This is a genomic window from Photobacterium sp. R1, from assembly GCF_054600795.1.
The window spans coordinates 68,601-87,657 of the sequence record NZ_BAAHZP010000018.1; the positions used below are offsets into that span (position 1 = coordinate 68,601).

A 19,057-nucleotide genomic window follows, 5' to 3' on the forward strand; every position below is an offset into this window, starting at 1 on the left:
CAATGCCGTGCCTGATACAGGCACCAGCGTTCGGATTTAAGTCAGACTGATCACCATTGGGGCATCAGCTGCAGTGGCGGCTCGTCGAGGGCTGCCAGTTGTTCTTTGATGGCAAGGACTTGCCCTTCCCAGTATTTTGCATCAGCAAACCAGGGGAATGCACGCGGGAAGGCCGGATCCTGCCAGCGTTTTGCTAACCATGCCATGTAATGCACCATTCTGAGACCACGTAATGGTTCAATAAGTTGCAATTCACGGGGATCAAAATCGGCAAATTCTCCGTAAGCTTCGAGCAGAGTATCAAGCTGGGCCAGCTGATCGGCGCGGTCGCCGTTGAGCAGCATCCACAAGTCCTGAACGGCAGGGCCGTTTCGGGCATCGTCCAGATCGACAAATAGCGGGCCGTCTCGCCATAAAATGTTACCCGGATGGCAGTCACCGTGGATCCTTAGTGGCTGCCAGTTGTTGTGCCATCTTTCAGTGAGTGCGGCAATCAGGCGATCGAGATCCTGAAAAAATGCATCTTCCAGATGCGCCGGAATAAAGCCGGACTGTGCCAGTACGCTCCGGGGCTGTAGGAGGTATTCATCCAGACCGATTGTCGGGCGGTGGATAAAAGTCCGTTGCTGACCTGCCTTGTGGATCCGGCCCAGGAAACGACCGACCTGTTCAATCTGGTCAAAATTATCGACCTCAAACTGACGCCCGCCCAAGCTCGGGAAAAGTGCGAACCTGTGTTGCTCGAAGTGGTGCAGTGTATTGCCGTGCATCATCAGTGGTGCGGCAAGCGGGATTTCCTGCTCGGCCAGCTCGGCGGCAAAATCGTGCTCTTCCTGGATCTGCGCATCGGTCCAGCGCTGTGGCCGATAGAATTTCACCACAAAACGGCGGTTTTCATCGTCGGTAAACTGGTACACCCGGTTTTCATAACTGTTCAGCGGCAACAGCCCGGAGGCGGCATAGACGCCGATGCTTTCCAGTGCATTGAGCAGCTGATCCGGGGTCAGGTCGGCAAAGCTGAAATCATCTAGTGCTGTCATGGTGTTACAGCCATCTTTAAAAAGGTTGCATCAGTATACAGCATAATGAAAAAGGGCCGTAAGCGGCCCTTTATTTACTTAACTTTGCACCCAAATATGGCTTATCGCAGCTCACCGATAAACCGGCTGTCGGTGATTAAGCGGTTCACGTCGTCGTCGTCCTGCTGTTCCATCACAAAGCGGATGTCGACAATCGGACGAGCCAGCTCATAAGGGTCGACTCCCAGGCTGATCGGCAGGGTAAAGATTTCACCCGCTTCCACATGAACCTGTTTCGGGCCATACCATTCGACGCCTTCCAGCCCCTCAACACTCAGGTTATAGGTTGCATCCTGCTGTGTTTTGTTGAGGATTTTCAGGGTGTAAGTATTCTCCACCAGCCCTGCCGTATTGATCCGGAACAGCTGATTCCGGTCACGGATCACATCCAGCCCCATCGGCTGCACGGTCGCAATCAGATAGGCCATCAGACCAAACATCGCCAGCATGACCACGCCATAGCCTATCAGTTTGGGTCGCATCACTTTGGTTTTATGGCCTTCAAGCTTGTGCTCTGTGGTGTAGCTGATCAGGTCGCGCGGATAGCCCATTTTGTCCATGGTCTGATTACAGGCATCGACGCAGGCACCGCAGTTGATGCACTCGTATTGCAGGCCGTCACGGATGTCGATTCCGGTCGGGCAGACCTGGACACAGAGGTTGCAGTCGATACAGTCGCCCAGCCCCAGTTCTTTGGGATCTTTTTTGCGTGAGCGCGGACCCCGGTTCTCACCGCGGGCTGCGTCGTAGCCGACAATGTAGGTGTCTTTATCGAACATGGCCGACTGGAAACGGGCATACGGACACATGTGGATACAGACGATCGAGCGCATCCAGCCGGCGTTGCCGTAGGTACAGAAGGTGAAAAACAGGACCCAGAAGGCAGCCAGGAAGCTGGCATTGAAGGTAAAGAAATCGGCAAACAGCTCTCGGATCGGCAGGAAGTAACCGACGAAAGTCAGACCGCTGATCAGTGCGACCGCCAGCCAGGCAATGTGCTTGAGACTCTTGCGCACCAACAGTTCCCGGGTCAGCGATTTACCGTCCTGAGTCCGGCGTTTGTTGGCCGGGCCTTCCAGTTTTTCTTCGAACCAGATGTAGATAAAGGTCCAGACCGTTTGCGGACACATATAGCCACACCAGACGCGGCCTAAAAAGGTGGTGATAAAAAACAGTCCGAAAGCTGCAACCATAAACAGGCTGGCGAGCAGTGTCAGATCCTGTGGCCAGAAAGTGGTTCCGAAGATGTTGAATTGCTGGCGGCCGATATCGAGCAGGATGCCCTGCCGTCCGTTGTAAGTGATCCAGGGCAGTGCCAGAAACAGGCCCATCATCAGCCAGCCCATCCGCTGACGCAGTTGCTGGTAAGCTCCTTTCATGGCCCGCACATAAATGCGGTTGCTTGGGTTAAAGCGGTCGTCCCCGCCTTTATGGGTTTTCGGATTAAACTCCTTGGGAGTGATATCCTTGATGTTAATTCTCTCTTGGCTCATGACATTGCATTCCTTGGGCATTGCCAATACTGGCGTTCGTCGCCCGGGTACATGGCCTGGGCAATCATGGTTCATTGGGAATAAAACGTGATTATATCTTATCTAACTGGTTGAATATTCTACCTCGCTCAAAAAACGCACGGATAAAAGCTTATTAATGATATGGTTTATTTGAGCACGCCTCTGGCTTTCAGCAGCGCCGTTTTGAAATCGGTTTCGCAGTCTTTCGCCAGACCCGGAATCATGGAGTCCTGGCCTTCACCGCACATTTTCAGTTGATAAATCAGGATGTCGTCGCTGAGTTCATTCAGCGGTCCTACGAAACCTGCTTCTTTGGCCAGTTGATCCAGTAAGGCGGCCAGATTCAGTTCTGGGTATTGCTGCCAGTATGGCTGGAGCAGTGCCAGTAATTCTGTGATGCGGTGTTCGGCCATGCCAGCTTCCTTCTATAAGCTTATACTTTGTGGGGATTATAACAGAGGTCAATTGCACCCTGAAACCAATCAATCCGGTGGCTTGATGAAGTCGGAATGGGCAGATAAACTGGTTTCATACCTTTGCGTGACCGATAAATACTGACAAGGAGTCATGATGTCACTTTTTCATAAAACACTGGCCAGTCTGGGGTTAGGCGGTGCCAGAGTTGATACTGTACTGGAAACGGAAGTCCTGCTGCCCGGCGAGAGCCTGCCGGTGCGTATTGATGTGAAAGGTGGCAAAGTGGATCAGGCGGTAGATAACATTCATCTGTATTTGTGCTGCCGCTATGAGGACGAAATGCCGGTCAGCCGAGGCGACAGCGAACGCCGGATGGAAAAAGTGAAGCAGACCTATACTCTGGCGCAGTGGAGCCTTCCGGAGGCGTTCACGCTCCGGGCGGGAGAGCAGCGCCAGTTTGATTGCCGTTTTGATCTGCCCGTGAATACGCCGATCACCATTGGAGACTCCGGTGTCTGGCTGGAAACTCACCTGGATATTCCGCTGGCGCTGGATCCCAAGGACAAGGATCCGCTGACGATACGGCCGGACCCGCTGCTGGATGCCGTATTTTCTGCCCTTGAGCAGGCCGGATTCCGGCTGTTGCAGGTGGAATGTGAAGCCACAGATGGTTTCGCCCTGCCCTTTGTTCAGGTGTTTGAGTTTGTTCCGGTCGCCGGTCCTTATCACGGCTGCTGGCGGGAACTGGAACTGATCACTCAGGTTGACGGCGACTACCTGAAACTGTGGTTTGCCATCGATCGCCGTCAGCGCGGCGTCAGCGGGATGCTGGCCAGACTGCTTGGTAGCGGTGAGCTCAAGCGGCAGTTAGCAATCCCTCAGACGGTCAGTCCGGCGGAGGCCGGGGAACGGGTTCTCGCGTATCTGGAGCAGATTGACGATCAGTGATGAAGGTGTGGCACCGTTGTCACAACGGCGCCATGAAATTCAGCTTACAAGTGTAAGCTAAACTGTGCCATACTGCTGGAATTATAAAGACAGCGGATAGCGCTCATGCCCAGACAACAGAAAACTGCTTATTCATATTCCGTGGCCGAAGAGTTGGCCAATAGCCTCAGCCATGGTGCCGGGATGATTTTCGGCATTGTGGCGCTGGTGATGCTCCTGATGCGGGCGGTTGAAGTGAATGCAGATGCGCTGAGTGTTGCCAGTCTGAGCATTTACGGCGCCAGCATAATTTTGCTGTATCTCGCATCGACCCTGTACCACGCCATTCCCTTTGAAAGTGCGAAACGGGTTCTGAAAACCCTGGATCATTGTGCCATTTACCTGCTGATTGCCGGCACCTACACCCCGTTTTTGCTGATCACGCTGCGGACGCCGCTGGCGGTCACCCTGATGGCGGTGATCTGGACGGTTGCCCTGCTGGGGATCATTTTCAAAGTCGCGTTTGTCTATCGCTTCAAGCGGCTGTCGCTGGTGATTTATCTGGCGATGGGCTGGCTGTCCCTGGTGGCGGTCTATCCGCTGGCGTTGGCCATGTCAACTGCCGGGCTGGTGCTGCTGGCCGTTGGCGGCGTGGTGTATTCGCTGGGGGTGGTGTTCTATGTGAACAAAAAAATCCCTTATAACCATGCTATCTGGCACCTGTTTGTGCTGGGCGGCACGGTGTGTCACTTTCTGGCGATTTACTGGTATGTGGCGCCGACCGCCGGGCTGTAAAGCCCGGCAACCCATTCAGCAGATCAGTTTTTCCAGAACGCCGGGAATGCCAGCACCAGCACAGTCAGGATCTCCAGTCGTCCCATCAGCATGCCAAGGCTGAGCAGCCATTTCGCAGCATCTGGCAACGTCGCAAAATTTCCGGTCGGTCCGATGACGGTTCCCATGCCGGGTCCTACATTGGCGACCGCCGTGACTGAACCGCTGATGGCGGTGACCGGATCCAGTCCCAGCATGGCCAGCAGCGCGGCAATAATGATGATGGTCATGATGAACGTCAGGGCAAAGGCCACCACGGAACGGACGATGCCATCTGTAACCGGGCGTTGGTTGTAACGCTGGATAAAGACCCCGGACGGGTGGATTAACTGCATCAGCTGCTTGCGCAGCAGGGCAATCGCGACCTGAAAACGGAAGACCTTGAATCCGCCGGCAGTTGAACCGGAGCAGCCGCCGACCAGCATCATGAAGGCAAAAATAACGGTCGGGAAGGCCCCCCAGGCCGTGAAATCTTCCAGTCCAAACCCTGTGGTGGTGACCACGGAAATGATGTTGAACATGGACACCCGGATCGCGTGGCTGAAATCATAGCCATCCTGCCAGCACAGCCACATGGCGACCATCAGACTGACGATCACAATGGTGATGGTATATCCCCGCACCTGGGCATCCCGGAACAGAGCGCCCGGGTGGCGTTTTCGCAGTGCCTGTACAAACAGCAGAAACGGCAGGCCACCGGCAAACATGAAGATGATCGCCACCCAGTGTGCAGCCGGGGAAAAGTGATTCATGGAGCCATCAGACGTTGAATAGCCGCCGGTCGATAGCGTCGTAAAGGCATGGTTGATGGCGTCAAAAGTGTTCATGCCCGCCCACATGTAGCCCAGGATGCACATGAGGGTCAGACTCAGATAGACCGTTACAATGTTCTTGGCAACGTTTTTGGTCCGCGGTGAGCTTTTTTCCGACCAGTCCGACGATTCGGTCTGGAACAGGCGCATCCCCCCGACGTTCAGCATTGGCAGGATGGCGACCCCCATCACGATAAATCCGATCCCGCCCAGCCATTGCAGGGTTGAACGCCACAGCAGAATACTTGGCGCCATGTCATCCAGTCCGCTCAGCACCGTGGAGCCTGTGGTGGTGATCCCGGACATGGTTTCGAAATAGGCATCGGTAAAGCTGATGTGGTTAATCAGCATAAAGGGCAGCGCCGCAAACGCACTGGCGACCGTCCAGACCAGGGTGGTCAGCAGGAACATATCCCGGACCCCGAGTTTGAACTCCTTCACTTTACCCAGACTGAGGCAGGTAAAGGCCACGATATGTGTGATGATGACTGCGGTAGCAAAATCGATAAAGCCCCCCGTACCGGTCAGGAAGGCCAGTATGGTGGGCAGATACATGAACAGGGCGATCTTGGAGAGCACCAACCCGATCACGAAGAGAATGGGACGTAAATTGACCATAGCTGCTTACAGGAAAAACGGGCTTGGCTGGAACAGACGTTCCACATCAGGGATGTACTTCTTGTCGACCAGGAACATCACCACGTGGTCATCCTGCTCAATCACGGTACGGTCGTGGGCGATCAGTACCTCATCACCGCGGACGATGGCCCCGATGGTTGTGCCCGGCGGCAGTTTAATGTCTCCGATGGCTTTCCCAACCACTTTTGAGGTGGTGGCATCGCCGTGAGCAATGGCTTCAATTGCTTCGGCGGCGCCGCGGCGCAGGGAGGAGACGTTGACGATATCCGCTTTCCGCACGTGGGTCAGCAGGGCCGAAATGGTTGCCTGCTGTGGTGAAATCGCGATATCAATGGTGCCGCCCTGAACCAGATCGACGTAAGCGCCGCGCTGGATCAGCACCATGACTTTTTTGGCCCCCATCCGTTTGGCCAGCATAGCCGACATGATATTGGCCTCATCGTCGTTGGTGACGGCAATGAAGACGTCAATCTGCTCGATATGTTCTTCGCTCAGCAGCTCCTGATCCGATGCATCTCCGCAGAACACAATGGTATTAGTCAGCATTTCGGACAGGCTTTCCGCCCGCTGCGGGTTGCGCTCAATCAGTTTGACGCTATAGCTGTTTTCCAGCCGTTTGGCCAGACCGGCTCCGATGTTGCCGCCGCCGACAATCATCAGGCGTTTATAGGGTTTTTCCAGCCGCTGCAGTTCACTCATCACGGAGCGGATATGGTTGCTGGCCGCCACGAAGAAGACTTCGTCATCGGCTTCAATAATAGTGGTTCCCTGCGGACGGATCGGTCGGCCCTGACGGAAAATAGCTGCCACCCGGGTGTCGACATGCGGCATGTGTTCGCGCAAAGCCGACAGGGCGTTGCCCACCAGCGGACCGCCGTAATAGGCTTTGACCGCCACCAGCCCGACCTTATTATCGGCAAAGCCCACCACCTGGAGGGCTCCCGGATAGGCGATCAGACGTTCGATATATCCGGTGACCAGTTCTTCCGGTGCGATCAGGTGATCAACCGGTACGGCGTCGGTATGGAACAGCTGATGTTTTTCCTTGAGGTATTCCGGTGAGCGGATCCGGGCGACCCGGTTTGGGGTGTTGAACAGCGAGAAAGCAATCTGGCAGGCAATCATGTTGGTTTCATCGGAATTGGTCACCGCCACCAGCATGTCTGCGTCCTGGGCGCCGGCATCGCGTAAGGTACGGGGATGGCTGGCATAGCCCTGCACGACCCGCAGATCGTACTTGTCCTGCAATTCCCGCAGCCGCTCCGGATTGGAATCGACAATGGTGATGTCATTGTTCTCGCCGACCAGGTTTTCAGCCAGCGTCCCGCCGACCTGGCCTGCGCCAAGGATGATAATTTTCATAGCTGTTGCCTGATAAATGGTCTCAGATCGATACAGTTGCCAATAAGGGCAAAAGCCCTAGGGTACACTGCCTTGGCGAGAGAAGCAGCATTTTTAGCCAGTTTGCACAAAGACTTAACTTTGCAATTTTGTCAACAATGCTGCTTCTTTCACCCTGTCACTCACACTGACGGACGTTTTTCCAGTACGGCGTAATAAAAGCCGTCCATATCCGATTCACCGGGCAGGATCTGGCGTCCCGGCGCTGTGTCGCTTCCATTGTCTTCGCGAGCCGCCAGACTTGCATCCGGGGTGCGGGCCAGGAAGGCGAGTACCTGTTCACGGTTTTCCTGCGGCATGATGGAGCAGGTTGCGTAAACCAGTGTGCCGCCCGGCTTCAGTTGCTGCCACATCGCATCCAGAATTTCGGCCTGCAGCGTTGCCAGTGCGGCAATGTCATCGGCCCGCCGCAGCCATTTGATATCCGGGTGACGACGGATAACACCTGTGGCTGAGCAGGGAGCGTCGAGCAGGATCCGATCGAACGCTTCCCCCTGCCACCATTGTTGCGGAAAACGTGCATCGGCACACAGTACTTCAGCGTCTAGCTTCAGGCGTTGCAGGTTGTCTTTGACTCGCAGCAGGCGGTGGTCGTCACTGTCGATCGCAACCACACGGGCTCCCGGTTCGCGTTCCAGAATATGCGCGGTTTTACCACCCGGTGCGGCACAGCAGTCAAGGATCAGCTCGCCGGCCTTCGGCTGCAAGTAATCGACCGCTAACTGGGCTGCAGCATCCTGCACGGACACCCAGCCTTCGGCAAAGCCCGGCAGTTGCTGGACATCGCAGGCACTGGCCAGTTTCAGGGCGTCACCTGCCTGCGGATGAACAGCGGCACTGATCTCTGCAGCATCAAGCAAGCTTTGGTACTGGTCACGGGTATGGTGACGGCGATTGACCCGCAGCCACATTGGCGCTTTGGTATTGTTGGCGGACGTGACGGCTTCCAGTTGCTCCGGGTAATGAGCCCGCAACATATTCAGCAGCCAGCCCGGATGACCGTATTTGCCGGCATCGTGGCTCATGGCTTGCTGATCCAGTGTCTCCTGCTGGCGCTGGTAATTACGCAGTACAGCGTTGATCAGGCCGCGCAGCTGAGGCTTTTTCAGGGTTTTGGTCGCATCCACGGTTTCTGCCACCGCAGCATGGGCCGGAATCCGCATAAAACTCAGCTGATAGAGACCGACCAGGATCAGGTGGTGGAAGACCCGCTGCTTGCCTTTGAGCGGTTTATCCATCAGTGCCTGAGTCACCGATTCCAGACGCGGCAGCCAGCGCAGCACGCCATAGCAGATTTCCTGCAGCAGGGCATGGTCGCGGGGTTTGATCTCTTGTTGGGCCGCAGGCAGGGCCGTCGAAAGCGATTGGCCTTGATCTACAACCTGATATATCACCTGGGCCGCAGCAGCTCTTACATTCATGAATGTGTTCCTGACTTGATGACTACCGGATGCCAGTGGTTTGACTGCCATCCTGCCGCCGGAGCGGCGAAAGAAAAAGCCAGTGAAACAGTCAGATATTCTGTTCACTGGCTGATGATGATCCGAAACCGGAGATTACAGCACGGTACCCGGCGTAAACCACTCGCGGCGGGAGTTCAGCAAATCCTGGGCCGCCATGGCTTTTTTACCCGGTGGCTGAAGCTGGACCAGTCGCAGCGCGCCTTTGCCGGTCGCGACAACAATGCCCTGCTTGTCGGCAGATAAAATCGTGGCGGCTGCCTGGCCCTGGTTATCGGCTTCAACTTCGGCCTGCCAGACTTTGACGTTTTGCTCCGCTACTTCAAAAAAGCTCATGGGCCATGGGTTGAAGGCTCGAATGCAACGTTCAATCGCTGCGGCATCCATCGACCAGTCGATTTTTGCTTCGTCCTTGCTGAGCTTTTCAGCATAGTTGGCCTGCTCGTCGTCCTGCTTCTGAGGCACAGCCCGGCCAGCCGCAATATCATCCAGACAGGTCAGCAGTGCCTGCGGACCCAGATCAGCCAGCTTGCCATACAGGGTCGCGCTGGTATCGGTCGATTCAATTGGCAGTGTGGCGATATTGAGCATATCGCCGGTATCCAGCCCTTCATCCATCTGCATGATGGTGACACCGGTTTCAGCATCGCCGGCCCAAATTGAGCGCTGGATCGGTGCTGCACCCCGCCAGCGCGGCAGAATTGAGCCGTGTACATTGATACAGCCCAGACGCGGTGTCTCCAGCACGACTTTCGGCAGGATCAATCCGTAGGCTACCACGACCATGATGTCGGCATTCAGCGCTGCCAGCTCCTGCTGGGCTGTTTCGTCACGCAGGGTCTTCGGCTGATAAACAGGAATTTGATGCTCCAGCGCCAGATTTTTGACCGGGCTGGCCGTGAGTTTTTTACCGCGACCGGCAGGCTGGTCCTGACGGGTGTAGACGGCAATGACTTCATGCTGAGAAGACAATAACGCCGCCAGATGACGGGCGGCGAAATCAGGTGTACCAGCAAATACGATACGTAAGGGTTGACTCAAGATAACCTCGGCTGATCAGACTTTCTCTTGGTAACGCTTCATTTTTTCCAGTTTCTTCTGGATGCGCTGGCGTTTGAGCGGCGACAGGTAATCGACGAACAGTTTTCCGGCCAGATGGTCCAGCTCGTGCTGCACACAGATAGCCAGCAGGTCGTCGGCCTCGAAGGTGAATTCCTTGCCGTCACGGTCCAGTGCGCGAACGGTGACTTCAGCAGCACGCGGCACAAGGGCACGGGCGCCCGGCACAGACAGACAGCCTTCTTCGATACCGTCTTCGCCGCGTTTTTCCAGAATTTCAGGGTTAATCAGCACCATCGGCTGATTGCGTTCTTCCGAGATATCAATGACTACGATTCGCTGATGAAAATCCACCTGGGTGGCCGCCAGACCGATACCATCTTCGTCATACATGGTTTCCAGCATGTCATCGACGATTTTCTGGATTTCTGGTGTGACCGCTTCGACGGGTTTAGCAACCGTGCGCAGGCGCTCATCAGGGAAAGTTAACACGTTTAGAACAGACATAGATTCCCGTAAAAATAGAGATATAAAAGGAGAATAACTGTATTTGCTCTAATTCTAGTCATTTTCGACCTTAATGAACAGCTTTGCCGTTCGGCCCTGTTGCGCTGTCAGCTGTGAGGCGGACCGTTAGAAAGAAGAAAGCGGGCTGAAATGATGACCCGAAAGCGCGACCCCAGCCGCAACCGCAATGATCTGGGGCGTGACTGAGGTGACGAGCGGAAAAAAGCTCTGACATCCTGCGGCACGATGATGATGAAGCAGGAAAAGTAAGATGAGAAAACTGGATCAGATTGGCGTTCTTTGTCTGGCATTATGGGCTGGTGACTTGCAGGCATCCCCTGAGTCACAGGCCCGGCTGATCTCTGCGGCGCAGCTGGATGCGGCACCGCGGATTGTCCCTGTGCTGAGCAGCCGCCGGTATCTGGCTGGTGATGATGGGCTGCTGGTCAGGGAAATCCTGACGAAAGGGAGCGAATGGGGCGTGTTCCGCCCGACCCGGGCGTTCAGTGATATGGTTCCGGACTCTCATTCAACCGCCGATGTCTGGGGGATGCTGCCGGTGGCCCGGGTAAGGGTGACGGACAGCGATGCACAAGGCAGCCGTCTTCTGATGACAGATTGGCTGCAGGAAGTTCGTCCGGGTGATCGTCTGCTGTCGTTAGCGGCATTGCTTCCGCAGGCAGCAGACACGACCCCTCCATCTTCTGTTCGTGTCCTTGGCGGACTGCAGGCGCGCACGTATCTGGCTCCGGATGACTGGCTGGTACTGGACCGGGGGGCCAGGCACGGCTTAGTTCCGGGGCAATACTGGCGGATTGAACGTGGTTTGTTGGGGCGGCCGCTGGTGGCGGAGATTGAAGTGAAGAATACCTCGGAGCAGTTCAGCCTGGCCCGGGTGATCCGGAGTCAGGGGCCGATCCGGTCCGGCGATGTGGCACATTGGGTTGCGCACTGAGATGAGCCATCTTGAAGATTGGTTGGCCTTAGCAGCCGTACCTGGTCTGGGCGGACAGCGTATCGAGAGGCTGTTACAGCACGGCCATGTGTCTGAACTACGGATCATGCCGGAGCAGGCACTGTTGTCTCTGGGGCTGAAAGCATCGCAGATAGCTCTGCTTAGACATCCGAAGCCAGAGCGCCTCAGTGAAGCCTTACGCTGGTGTGAGCAGGAGAATCAGCATCTGCTGGTGTTGACAGATCCGGCTTACCCCGGATTGTTGAAAGAAATCAGCTCTCCGCCCCCGGTTTTATTTATCCGGGGCGATCTCCGCTGGCTCAGTGAACCCCAGTTGGCGATCGTGGGCAGCCGCTCTGCCAGTCTGGACGGCCGGGAAGCCGCGCGGGATTTTGCCGCGGCCATGGTTGCAGCTGATTATGTGGTGACCAGTGGTCTGGCTCTGGGTGTTGATGGACATGCCCACCACAGTGCCCTGAAAAACGGCGGGGCTACGGTGGCTGTGCTGGGCTCAGGTCTTGGGCGGATTTACCCTGCCGGGCACCGGGAACTGGCGGCACAAATTGCAGAACAGGGGGCGCTGGTGTCAGAGTTCTGGCCGTCTGAGCCGCCGCGACCGCAACATTTTCCCCGCCGTAATCGAATCATCAGCGGGTTGTCTGTGGGCGTGCTGGTGGTGGAGGCCGCGCTGAAGAGCGGTTCGCTGATCACGGCCCGCTATGCGCTGGAGCAGAATCGCGATGTTTTTGCCCTGCCCGGGTCGATTTATGCACCCGGAAGCAAAGGTTGTAACGCCTTGATAAAATCCGGTGCTAAACTGGTGGAAAGTCCGGTCGATATCTTTGAGGAGGTGGGGATACTCACCCGCTGTGCAAAAAGTAGTCAATTGAGCGTATCGCTGCCACATCCTGAAAATGAGCAATTGCCATTTAATGCGGTGTTGGCTAACGTAGGCAATGAAGCAACACCCGTAGATGTGGTTGCTGAACGCTGTGCACAACCAGTTCATGAGGTCATGACGCAACTGCTGGAGTTAGAGTTGCAAGGGGTTGTCACTTCAGTGCCCGGTGGCTATATCAGAACGAGGAGGGGCTAGTCATGATGGATATACTCATGTACCTGTTTGAAACCTATATTCACAGCGACGCTGAGTTAATGGTGGATCAGGACGAATTGTCTGAAGAGTTGCTGCGTGCGGGCTTTCATCAGGAAGATATCTATAAGGCTCTGACCTGGCTGGAGAAACTCGCGGCATTACAGGATACAGACCACACACCGTACATGAATACCAGTGCGGTCACATCAATCCGTATTTATACCCTGGAAGAGATGAACCGTCTGGACGTCGCCTGCCGTGGTTTTCTGACCTACCTTGAGCAGATCCATGTGCTGAGCTCTGAAACGCGCGAAATGGTCATTGACCGGGTGATGGAGCTGGAAACTGCCGAATTCGTGCTCGATGATCTGAAGTGGATTATTCTGATGGTGCTCTTTAATGCACCAGGTAACGAAAGTGCCTACAGCCAGATGGAAGAATTGCTGTACGGCGCAGAAGACGGCTATCTGCATTAATCGCCACTTTCACAGGAGATAAGGCCTGACGTATGGCCAGTAAGATCAATCCTGAATTGTTTTCAACTCACCCTGCTCACAATGAGACGCCCTGCCCACAATGCGGGGCGGCTCTGTTCATACGGCACGGAAAACATGGTCCGTTTCTGGGATGCAGTGCATACCCGGCTTGCGATTATATCAAGCCTTTGCACCATAATGACGGCCATATCGTAAAACCTCTGGGACAGCCATGTCCGGATTGTGGCAGCGAGCTGGTGTTGCGCCAGGGCCGCTATGGAATGTTTATTGGCTGCAGTGCGTATCCGGCTTGCCACTATTTGGCTTCGCCCGAGAAGAAGGCCGAAGAGACCCACATGACTTGTCCTGAGTGTAAAACAGGACATTTGGTTGAGCGAAAATCCCGGTACGGCAAGCGCTTCTATGCCTGTGATCAGTATCCGTCCTGCCGGTTTGCGATCAATTTTCAGCCGGTTCCCGGCCATTGTGAGCAATGCGGTTTCGGCTTGCTGATCGAGAAGAAACTGGCCCGGGGCACTAAACTGCAGTGTGCCGATCGGAAATGCGGTCATTATCAGTCGGAACCGGAAACGATGCCGTCCTCTGAGGCGGATGACATTTAAAGAAAAAGCCAGCTCTGCTGGCTTTTTACATATCAGGGGAAAGGGTTTGCTTTAGTCGAGGCGGACCACCGGGAAACTGTCAGCAGGCAGTATCTGAGCCAGTTGGTTCAGTGTCTGCACCAGTTCAGGATGACTGGCTGCAGTGACATTGATGTGGCCCATCTTACGGCCCGGACGTTTTTCCTTTCCGTACCAGTGGAGATGGCAGCCCGGAATGGTGAGAACCGCCGCCGGCAGTGTATCTTCTCCCAGAATATTGAGCATCACAGTGCTGCGAGTCTGTGTTGTGCTGCCCAGAGGCAGATCGCAGACCGCCCGCAGGTGGTTCTCAAACTGGCAGGTATCTGCACCTTGCTGCGTCCAGTGGCCCGAGTTATGTACTCTCGGGGCAATTTCATTGATCAGCAGCTGGCCGTTCACGTCAAAGAACTCAATGGCGAGGACGCCGACATAATCCAGGGTTGCAGCGACGGCGTTGAACATCATCTCCGCCTGCTGTTGTAAAGCCCCCTGCTCTTCCAGTGCCAGAGAGCGGCTGAGCACGCCGTCGGTATGAACGTTTTCAGTCAGCGGATAGATGGCGGTATCTCCCGCAGCATTCCGCGCACCGATCATCGACACTTCGCGCTGAAAAGGGACAAAAGCCTCTGCAACAATAGATTGTTCCGGTGCGTGGGTCAGGAAATCGGCAATGTCCTGCCAGATGGCCGGGATCTGCTCCGTTGTTTTCAGGCGCCACTGACCTTTCCCGTCATAGCCGCCCAGGGCGCTTTTCAGCACCAGTGGCAGGCCGATCGTTTCTGCAGCCAGCGCCAAATCTGCTTCTGTGCTGATCAACTGGTATCTGGCATTGGCCACGCCAGCCTGATCCAGCAGAGCTTTTTCAATCCTGCGGTCGCCACCGGCTTTGATGGCGGCTGCATTGGGTTTGAGTTTACCGCTGGCCTCGCAGGCATCCAGCACATCATGCGGTACATGCTCAAATTCAGCGGTAATGACATCAGCATAACCGATGGCATTGTTCAGTCCGGACAGCACCGGTGCCAGTGTCAGCGGATGGACGACCTGACCGTTATTCACGTCATAGGCCATGACTTCGATATTCAGGGGAGCACCAGCCAGTGCCATCATGCGGGCCAGCTGACCCGCGCCCAGTACCAGAACCTTCTTCATGGTTATGCGTCCTCAGATGGATCCGGCTGGCTCAGGACGGTGTCGGTCTGTTCTTTACGGAATGCATCAATAGCGGCCATGACAGTTGCATCCTGGGTACCGATAATCTGGGCTGCTAAGAGTCCGGCATTGGCTGCACCGGCTTCCCCGATAGCTAATGTGCCGACAGCAACCCCTTTGGGCATTTGTACAATCGACAGCAGGGAATCCATGCCTTTCAGGGCGCGGGACTGCACCGGGACGCCCAGAACCGGCAGACTGGTGAATGCGGCAGTCATGCCCGGCAGATGTGCAGCGCCGCCGGCACCTGCGATAATCACTGAAAGACCACGCTGATGAGCGGTTTCGGCATATTCAGCCAGCAGGTGTGGAGTCCGGTGTGCGGAAACCACACGGGTTTCGTACGCAATATTAAAGCGATCCAGCATTTCAGCTGCGTGTTGCATGGTTGGCCAGTCAGATTTTGAGCCCATAATAATACCGACTTTCATCCCGAACTCCTTAGGGTCATGTTAATCAGGCAAGAGGGTTTGCGGCGCATTATACGGAGATTTTTCCTTAAGGAAAACGTTTGCGTCGCGCTCTGGTGCGCAATAGGTGCAGTTCGCTGGGATTCGGTTAAAATAGCAGCCAGTGAAAATCAGCCATCGCCATCGCATTGATCCGGCGACAACACATTGAGGATAGTGTGGATAATTTAAGCCAAGTCGTCACCGCGCTCGAGCAAGGTGAAGTGATTGCCTACCCGACTGAAGCCGTGTTTGGTGTCGGATGCGATCCGGATAACCCAGAGGCTGTTGCCAAACTGCTGGCATTGAAACAGCGCCCGGTAGAGAAAGGCCTGATTCTGATCGCGGCCGATTATGCTCAGCTCGCACCTTATGTGGATGACAGCCAGTTGACTGAAGACCAGAAAGCCCTGATTTTTGCCTCCTGGCCGGGCCCGGTCACTTGGGTGATGCCTACCAAACCGGGTGTTCCGTCGTTTCTGACAGGACAGTTTTCAACGATTGCGGTCCGGGTGACGGATCATCCGTTGGTGCAGCAGCTGTGCCGGGCGTTCGGGAAACCGCTGACATCGACCAGCGCAAATCTGACCGGTGAGCCGCCTTGCCGCAATGTGCAGGAAGTGGAATCACAACTCGGAGCGCATCTGAATACAATTTTGCACGGTGAGACGGGTGGCCGTGACAATCCGTCCGAAATTCGCGATGCTGCCACAGGACAAATTTTCCGACAGGGATAACATACGCATGCAAGACGTCAATAAACACGCCGTGAAGGCGTTCTTACTCGATCTACAGGATAAAATCTGCCAGGCGCTGGAAGCACAGGATGGTGAGGCCCGTTTTGTGGAAGACAGCTGGGATCGTGAAGAAGGCGGCGGTGGTCGCAGCCGGGTACTCCGTGATGGTGCAGTCTTTGAGCAAGGTGGTGTGAACTTTTCACATGTTTACGGGGCGCAGATGCCAGCCTCAGCCACCGCACATCGTCCGGAGCTGGCTGGCCGTCGTTTTGAGGCCATGGGCGTTTCTCTGGTGATCCATCCGAAAAACCCTTATATCCCGACGTCGCATGCCAATGTCCGCTTCTTTATTGCCGAGAAAGAGGGTGAAGATCCGGTCTGGTGGTTTGGCGGCGGGTTCGACCTGACGCCTTTCTATCCGTTTGAGGAAGACTGCCGGCACTGGCATCAGGTCGCCAAAGACCTGTGTGCTCCTTTTGGTGATGATGTCTATGCAGCACACAAAGCCTGGTGCGATAAATATTTCTTCCTGCCGCATCGTCAGGAAACCCGGGGTGTGGGTGGTCTGTTCTTTGATGATCTGAATCAGTGGGGTTTTGAGAAAAGCTTTGCTTACATGCAGGCGGTTGGGCTGGGTTATCTGGACGCTTATCTGCCAATCGTTGAAAAGCGTGCCCCTACCCCATACGGTTCACGCGAGCGTGAGTTTCAGTTGTATCGCCGTGGCCGCTATGTTGAGTTTAATCTGGTGTATGACCGCGGTACGCTGTTTGGCTTACAGAGCGGCGGGCGCACCGAATCCATTCTGATGTCGATGCCCCCTCTGGCACGCTGGGAGTATTGTTACCAGCCAGAGCCGGGTTCTCAGGAAGCCCGGTTGTACGATTACCTCACTCCGCGTGAGTGGTAATCCAGACAGAAGAAAGCAACTTTAAGTTAAGGAAGAAATTGCAGCCATGAGTCAGGACGCGGATAAATACGTTGTGTTCGGCAACCCGATTGCCCAGAGTAAATCGCCTTTCATTCATACGCTGTTTGCGCGTCAGACCGCTCAGGAGATGACATACGAAGCGCAATTGGTGTCGCTGGATGGCTTTCAGGCAGCAGCCCGTCAGTTCTTTGCCGGTGGCGGCCGTGGCTGCAATATCACGGTTCCTTTTAAAGAGCAGGCTTTTAGCTATGCGACGCAGCTGACCGAACGTGCCCGTCTGGCGGGTGCGGTCAATACCTTAAAAAAGCTGGATGACGGCGGGATCCTTGGTGATAACACTGATGGTGAAGGTTTGGTGCAGGACATGCTGCGCAATCAGGTTGAGATGAAAGGCAAGCGCATCCTGCTGGTGGGCGCCGGTGGTGCTGCCCGCGGTGTGATTCTGCCTTTGCTGGCTCAGGAACCTGCCAGCCTGACGGTGACCAACCGTACCCTTTCCAAAGCTGAAGCACTGGCCGCGTTGTTTGCCTCGCACGGAAAGGTTTCTGCAATCGCACTTGATGCTTTATCTGCTGATCAGCATTTTGATCTGATTATCAACTCGACATCCGCCAGTCTGAGTCAGTCACTCCCCGGTATTCCTGCTGCTTTGGTTCATCCTGGCCTGGTCTGTTACGACATGGTCTATGGGCCGGAGGAAACGACCTTCAACCAGTGGGCGGCTGAACTCGGTGCAGGTCAAGTTATAGACGGACTTGGAATGCTGGTGGGCCAGGCGGCTGAAAGTTTTCTCTTGTGGCGGGGTATCCGCCCCGGAACAGAACAGGTATTGCGTGAACTTCGTCGTACACTGCAAGTAAAATAGTGGGTCACTATGAATCAAGACATCTTATTCGCTGATATCCAAACTTGGGACAGCGAGCGTCAGGCGGTATGTTTTCCTGCGCAGCAGGCCGGTGCGCTGATCCGTTGCTGGGTGCGTCTGGCATGGCTAGAAAAGCAGACCGGTGAAGTGCTGACGGATGAGGCGGCTATATTAACCGCCTTTAACAGCTGTCGCTTCGATTTGGAGGAGCTTGCTGAATCTCTGATTGATGATGAAGATTTTAATCAGGATGGCGACGTGATGATCGATTGAAGTCATTCGGCTTCATTCAGATACTCATCTTTCAGCCGAACATAATTGTCCGCCGATTGCGGCAGGAAGGCGCGTTCCGCATCTGTGAGCGGCCTTGCCTGTTTGGCTGGGCTTCCGACATACAAGTATCCGCTTTCCAGAACTTTTCCGGGTGGCACTAATGTCCCTGCCCCGATAATCACATCGTCTTCGATCATTGCACCGTCCAGCAGAATAGCACCCATACCAACCAGTACCCGGTTCCCAACTTGGCAGCCATGCAGCATTGCTTTGTGGCCAATTGTCACATCATCGCCAATAATTAAGGGATGGCCATCCGGTTTAGCACCGCTCTTACGGGTGACATGTAAAACAGTGCCGTCCTGTATATTGGTGCGTTCACCTATCTTGATGTAGTTGACGTCTCCGCGTGCAGCAACCAATGGCCAGATGCTGCTGTGGGCGGCTAAATGAATGTCACCAACCAGAACGGCGGAAGCGTCGATATAAACTTGTTGCCCCACTGTTGGGCGTATGCCCTGATAAGGGCGAAGTGAGTTTTGCATTGCTGTACCTCAGGTTATTGCGGAGCATGTTCACTGAATTTGTGAGTTCTCCGGTGTTTATACCATCGAAAAATTGTGATGTTGTGTGAATAATGCGCGCTTAAACAAAAATGACGAATTTATTTCAAATTCGCTATTGCCAATGTGATCGAACTCTCTATAATGCCGCCTCACCGACACGGAGGAACGGCAGCAAAGCGGTTCGGTACGGAAAGGTAAGCGGCA

The 19,057-nt window shown here is 55.0% G+C and carries 21 protein-coding genes; 10 read left to right on the top strand and 11 right to left on the bottom strand.

Annotation, left to right across the window (positions count from 1 at the left end; genetic code table 11):
- Positions 1-50 precede the first annotated feature (50 nt).
- From ACYP03_RS21425 to ACYP03_RS21435, 3 genes are all read right to left on the bottom strand, one after another.
- Positions 51-1,040, bottom strand: a complete 990-nt coding sequence (locus ACYP03_RS21425) for a serine/threonine protein kinase (RefSeq protein WP_330961678.1) — start codon at positions 1,038-1,040, stop codon at positions 51-53.
- 101 nt (positions 1,041-1,141) lie between these two features.
- Positions 1,142-2,572, bottom strand: coding sequence for a cytochrome c oxidase accessory protein CcoG (ccoG, locus tag ACYP03_RS21430; RefSeq protein WP_459782053.1), 1,431 nt, complete (start codon positions 2,570-2,572; stop codon positions 1,142-1,144).
- 167 nt (positions 2,573-2,739) lie between these two features.
- Positions 2,740-3,006, bottom strand: a complete 267-nt coding sequence (locus ACYP03_RS21435) for a YihD family protein (protein ID WP_248144756.1) — start codon at positions 3,004-3,006, stop codon at positions 2,740-2,742.
- A gap of 157 nt (positions 3,007-3,163) precedes the next feature.
- Here ACYP03_RS21435 and ACYP03_RS21440 point away from each other — a divergent pair, with 157 nt between their 5' ends.
- Together ACYP03_RS21440 and trhA are read left to right on the top strand one after the other, a co-directional pair.
- A complete protein-coding gene (locus ACYP03_RS21440) occupies positions 3,164-3,958 on the top strand; it encodes a sporulation protein (RefSeq protein ID WP_248144776.1) in 795 nt (264 codons plus the stop codon).
- A 105-nt stretch (positions 3,959-4,063) separates the two neighbouring features.
- Positions 4,064-4,732, top strand: coding sequence for a PAQR family membrane homeostasis protein TrhA (trhA, locus tag ACYP03_RS21445; RefSeq protein ID WP_459782054.1), 669 nt, complete (start codon positions 4,064-4,066; stop codon positions 4,730-4,732).
- A gap of 23 nt (positions 4,733-4,755) precedes the next feature.
- On the opposite strand, the gene ACYP03_RS21450 is transcribed toward trhA, so the two are convergent.
- From ACYP03_RS21450 to def, 5 genes are all read right to left on the bottom strand, one after another.
- Positions 4,756-6,201: a TrkH family potassium uptake protein gene (locus ACYP03_RS21450; protein ID WP_248144758.1), complete on the bottom strand. Its 1,446-nt coding sequence runs from the start codon at positions 6,199-6,201 to the stop codon at positions 4,756-4,758.
- A gap of 6 nt (positions 6,202-6,207) precedes the next feature.
- Complete coding sequence (trkA, locus tag ACYP03_RS21455; protein WP_036752583.1) at positions 6,208-7,584, bottom strand: Trk system potassium transporter TrkA; 1,377 nt, start codon at positions 7,582-7,584, stop codon at positions 6,208-6,210.
- A 161-nt stretch (positions 7,585-7,745) separates the two neighbouring features.
- Positions 7,746-9,044 carry a 16S rRNA (cytosine(967)-C(5))-methyltransferase RsmB gene (gene rsmB, locus ACYP03_RS21460; protein ID WP_330961674.1) on the bottom strand — a complete coding sequence of 433 codons (1,299 nt, stop codon included), beginning with the start codon at positions 9,042-9,044 and terminating at the stop codon, positions 7,746-7,748.
- A 135-nt stretch (positions 9,045-9,179) separates the two neighbouring features.
- The gene (gene fmt / locus ACYP03_RS21465; RefSeq protein WP_459782055.1) at positions 9,180-10,124 is read right to left on the bottom strand and encodes a methionyl-tRNA formyltransferase; all 945 of its coding nucleotides are present in this window, start codon (positions 10,122-10,124) and stop codon (positions 9,180-9,182) included.
- Between the two features lie 15 nt (positions 10,125-10,139).
- Positions 10,140-10,649 carry a peptide deformylase gene (def, locus tag ACYP03_RS21470; RefSeq protein ID WP_459782056.1) on the bottom strand — a complete coding sequence of 170 codons (510 nt, stop codon included), beginning with the start codon at positions 10,647-10,649 and terminating at the stop codon, positions 10,140-10,142.
- A 271-nt stretch (positions 10,650-10,920) separates the two neighbouring features.
- Between def and ACYP03_RS21475 the strand changes: the two genes are divergently transcribed.
- The 4 genes from ACYP03_RS21475 to ACYP03_RS21490 are packed head-to-tail and all read left to right on the top strand — an operon-like array spanning position 10,921 to position 13,799.
- Positions 10,921-11,604: a hypothetical protein gene (locus tag ACYP03_RS21475; protein WP_459782057.1), complete on the top strand. Its 684-nt coding sequence runs from the start codon at positions 10,921-10,923 to the stop codon at positions 11,602-11,604.
- Between the two features lies 1 nt (position 11,605).
- Positions 11,606-12,700, top strand: coding sequence for a DNA-processing protein DprA (gene dprA / locus ACYP03_RS21480; RefSeq protein WP_459782058.1), 1,095 nt, complete (start codon positions 11,606-11,608; stop codon positions 12,698-12,700).
- 2 nt (positions 12,701-12,702) lie between these two features.
- Positions 12,703-13,176 carry a DUF494 family protein gene (locus ACYP03_RS21485; protein WP_036752600.1) on the top strand — a complete coding sequence of 158 codons (474 nt, stop codon included), beginning with the start codon at positions 12,703-12,705 and terminating at the stop codon, positions 13,174-13,176.
- Positions 13,177-13,208: 32 nt separating this feature from the next.
- On the top strand, positions 13,209-13,799 hold the full coding sequence (locus tag ACYP03_RS21490) for a DNA topoisomerase family protein (protein WP_459782059.1): 591 nt from the start codon (positions 13,209-13,211) through the stop codon (positions 13,797-13,799).
- Positions 13,800-13,850: 51 nt separating this feature from the next.
- Here the strand turns inward: ACYP03_RS21490 and ACYP03_RS21495 are convergent, their stop codons facing one another.
- Positions 13,851-14,972 carry a 5-(carboxyamino)imidazole ribonucleotide synthase gene (locus ACYP03_RS21495; RefSeq protein WP_459782060.1) on the bottom strand — a complete coding sequence of 374 codons (1,122 nt, stop codon included), beginning with the start codon at positions 14,970-14,972 and terminating at the stop codon, positions 13,851-13,853.
- A 2-nt stretch (positions 14,973-14,974) separates the two neighbouring features.
- Positions 14,975-15,463: a 5-(carboxyamino)imidazole ribonucleotide mutase gene (purE, locus tag ACYP03_RS21500; protein ID WP_248144766.1), complete on the bottom strand. Its 489-nt coding sequence runs from the start codon at positions 15,461-15,463 to the stop codon at positions 14,975-14,977.
- Between the two features lie 197 nt (positions 15,464-15,660).
- On the opposite strand from purE, the gene tsaC reads away from it, so the two are divergent.
- Genes tsaC through ACYP03_RS21520 form a run of 4 tightly spaced genes read left to right on the top strand, consistent with a single transcriptional unit; the run spans position 15,661 to position 18,287 of the window.
- Positions 15,661-16,218, top strand: coding sequence for an L-threonylcarbamoyladenylate synthase type 1 TsaC (tsaC, locus tag ACYP03_RS21505; RefSeq protein WP_330961668.1), 558 nt, complete (start codon positions 15,661-15,663; stop codon positions 16,216-16,218).
- Between the two features lie 7 nt (positions 16,219-16,225).
- Positions 16,226-17,128, top strand: coding sequence for an oxygen-dependent coproporphyrinogen oxidase (gene hemF / locus ACYP03_RS21510; protein WP_248144768.1), 903 nt, complete (start codon positions 16,226-16,228; stop codon positions 17,126-17,128).
- A gap of 46 nt (positions 17,129-17,174) precedes the next feature.
- The gene (gene aroE / locus ACYP03_RS21515) at positions 17,175-18,014 is read left to right on the top strand and encodes a shikimate dehydrogenase (RefSeq protein WP_459782061.1); all 840 of its coding nucleotides are present in this window, start codon (positions 17,175-17,177) and stop codon (positions 18,012-18,014) included.
- A 9-nt stretch (positions 18,015-18,023) separates the two neighbouring features.
- Positions 18,024-18,287: a DUF1488 family protein gene (locus tag ACYP03_RS21520; protein WP_248144770.1), complete on the top strand. Its 264-nt coding sequence runs from the start codon at positions 18,024-18,026 to the stop codon at positions 18,285-18,287.
- A gap of 2 nt (positions 18,288-18,289) precedes the next feature.
- Here ACYP03_RS21520 and ACYP03_RS21525 read toward each other — a convergent pair whose 3' ends face one another.
- Complete coding sequence (locus ACYP03_RS21525; protein ID WP_330961666.1) at positions 18,290-18,832, bottom strand: gamma carbonic anhydrase family protein; 543 nt, start codon at positions 18,830-18,832, stop codon at positions 18,290-18,292.
- Between the last annotated feature and the right edge of the window lie 225 nt (positions 18,833-19,057).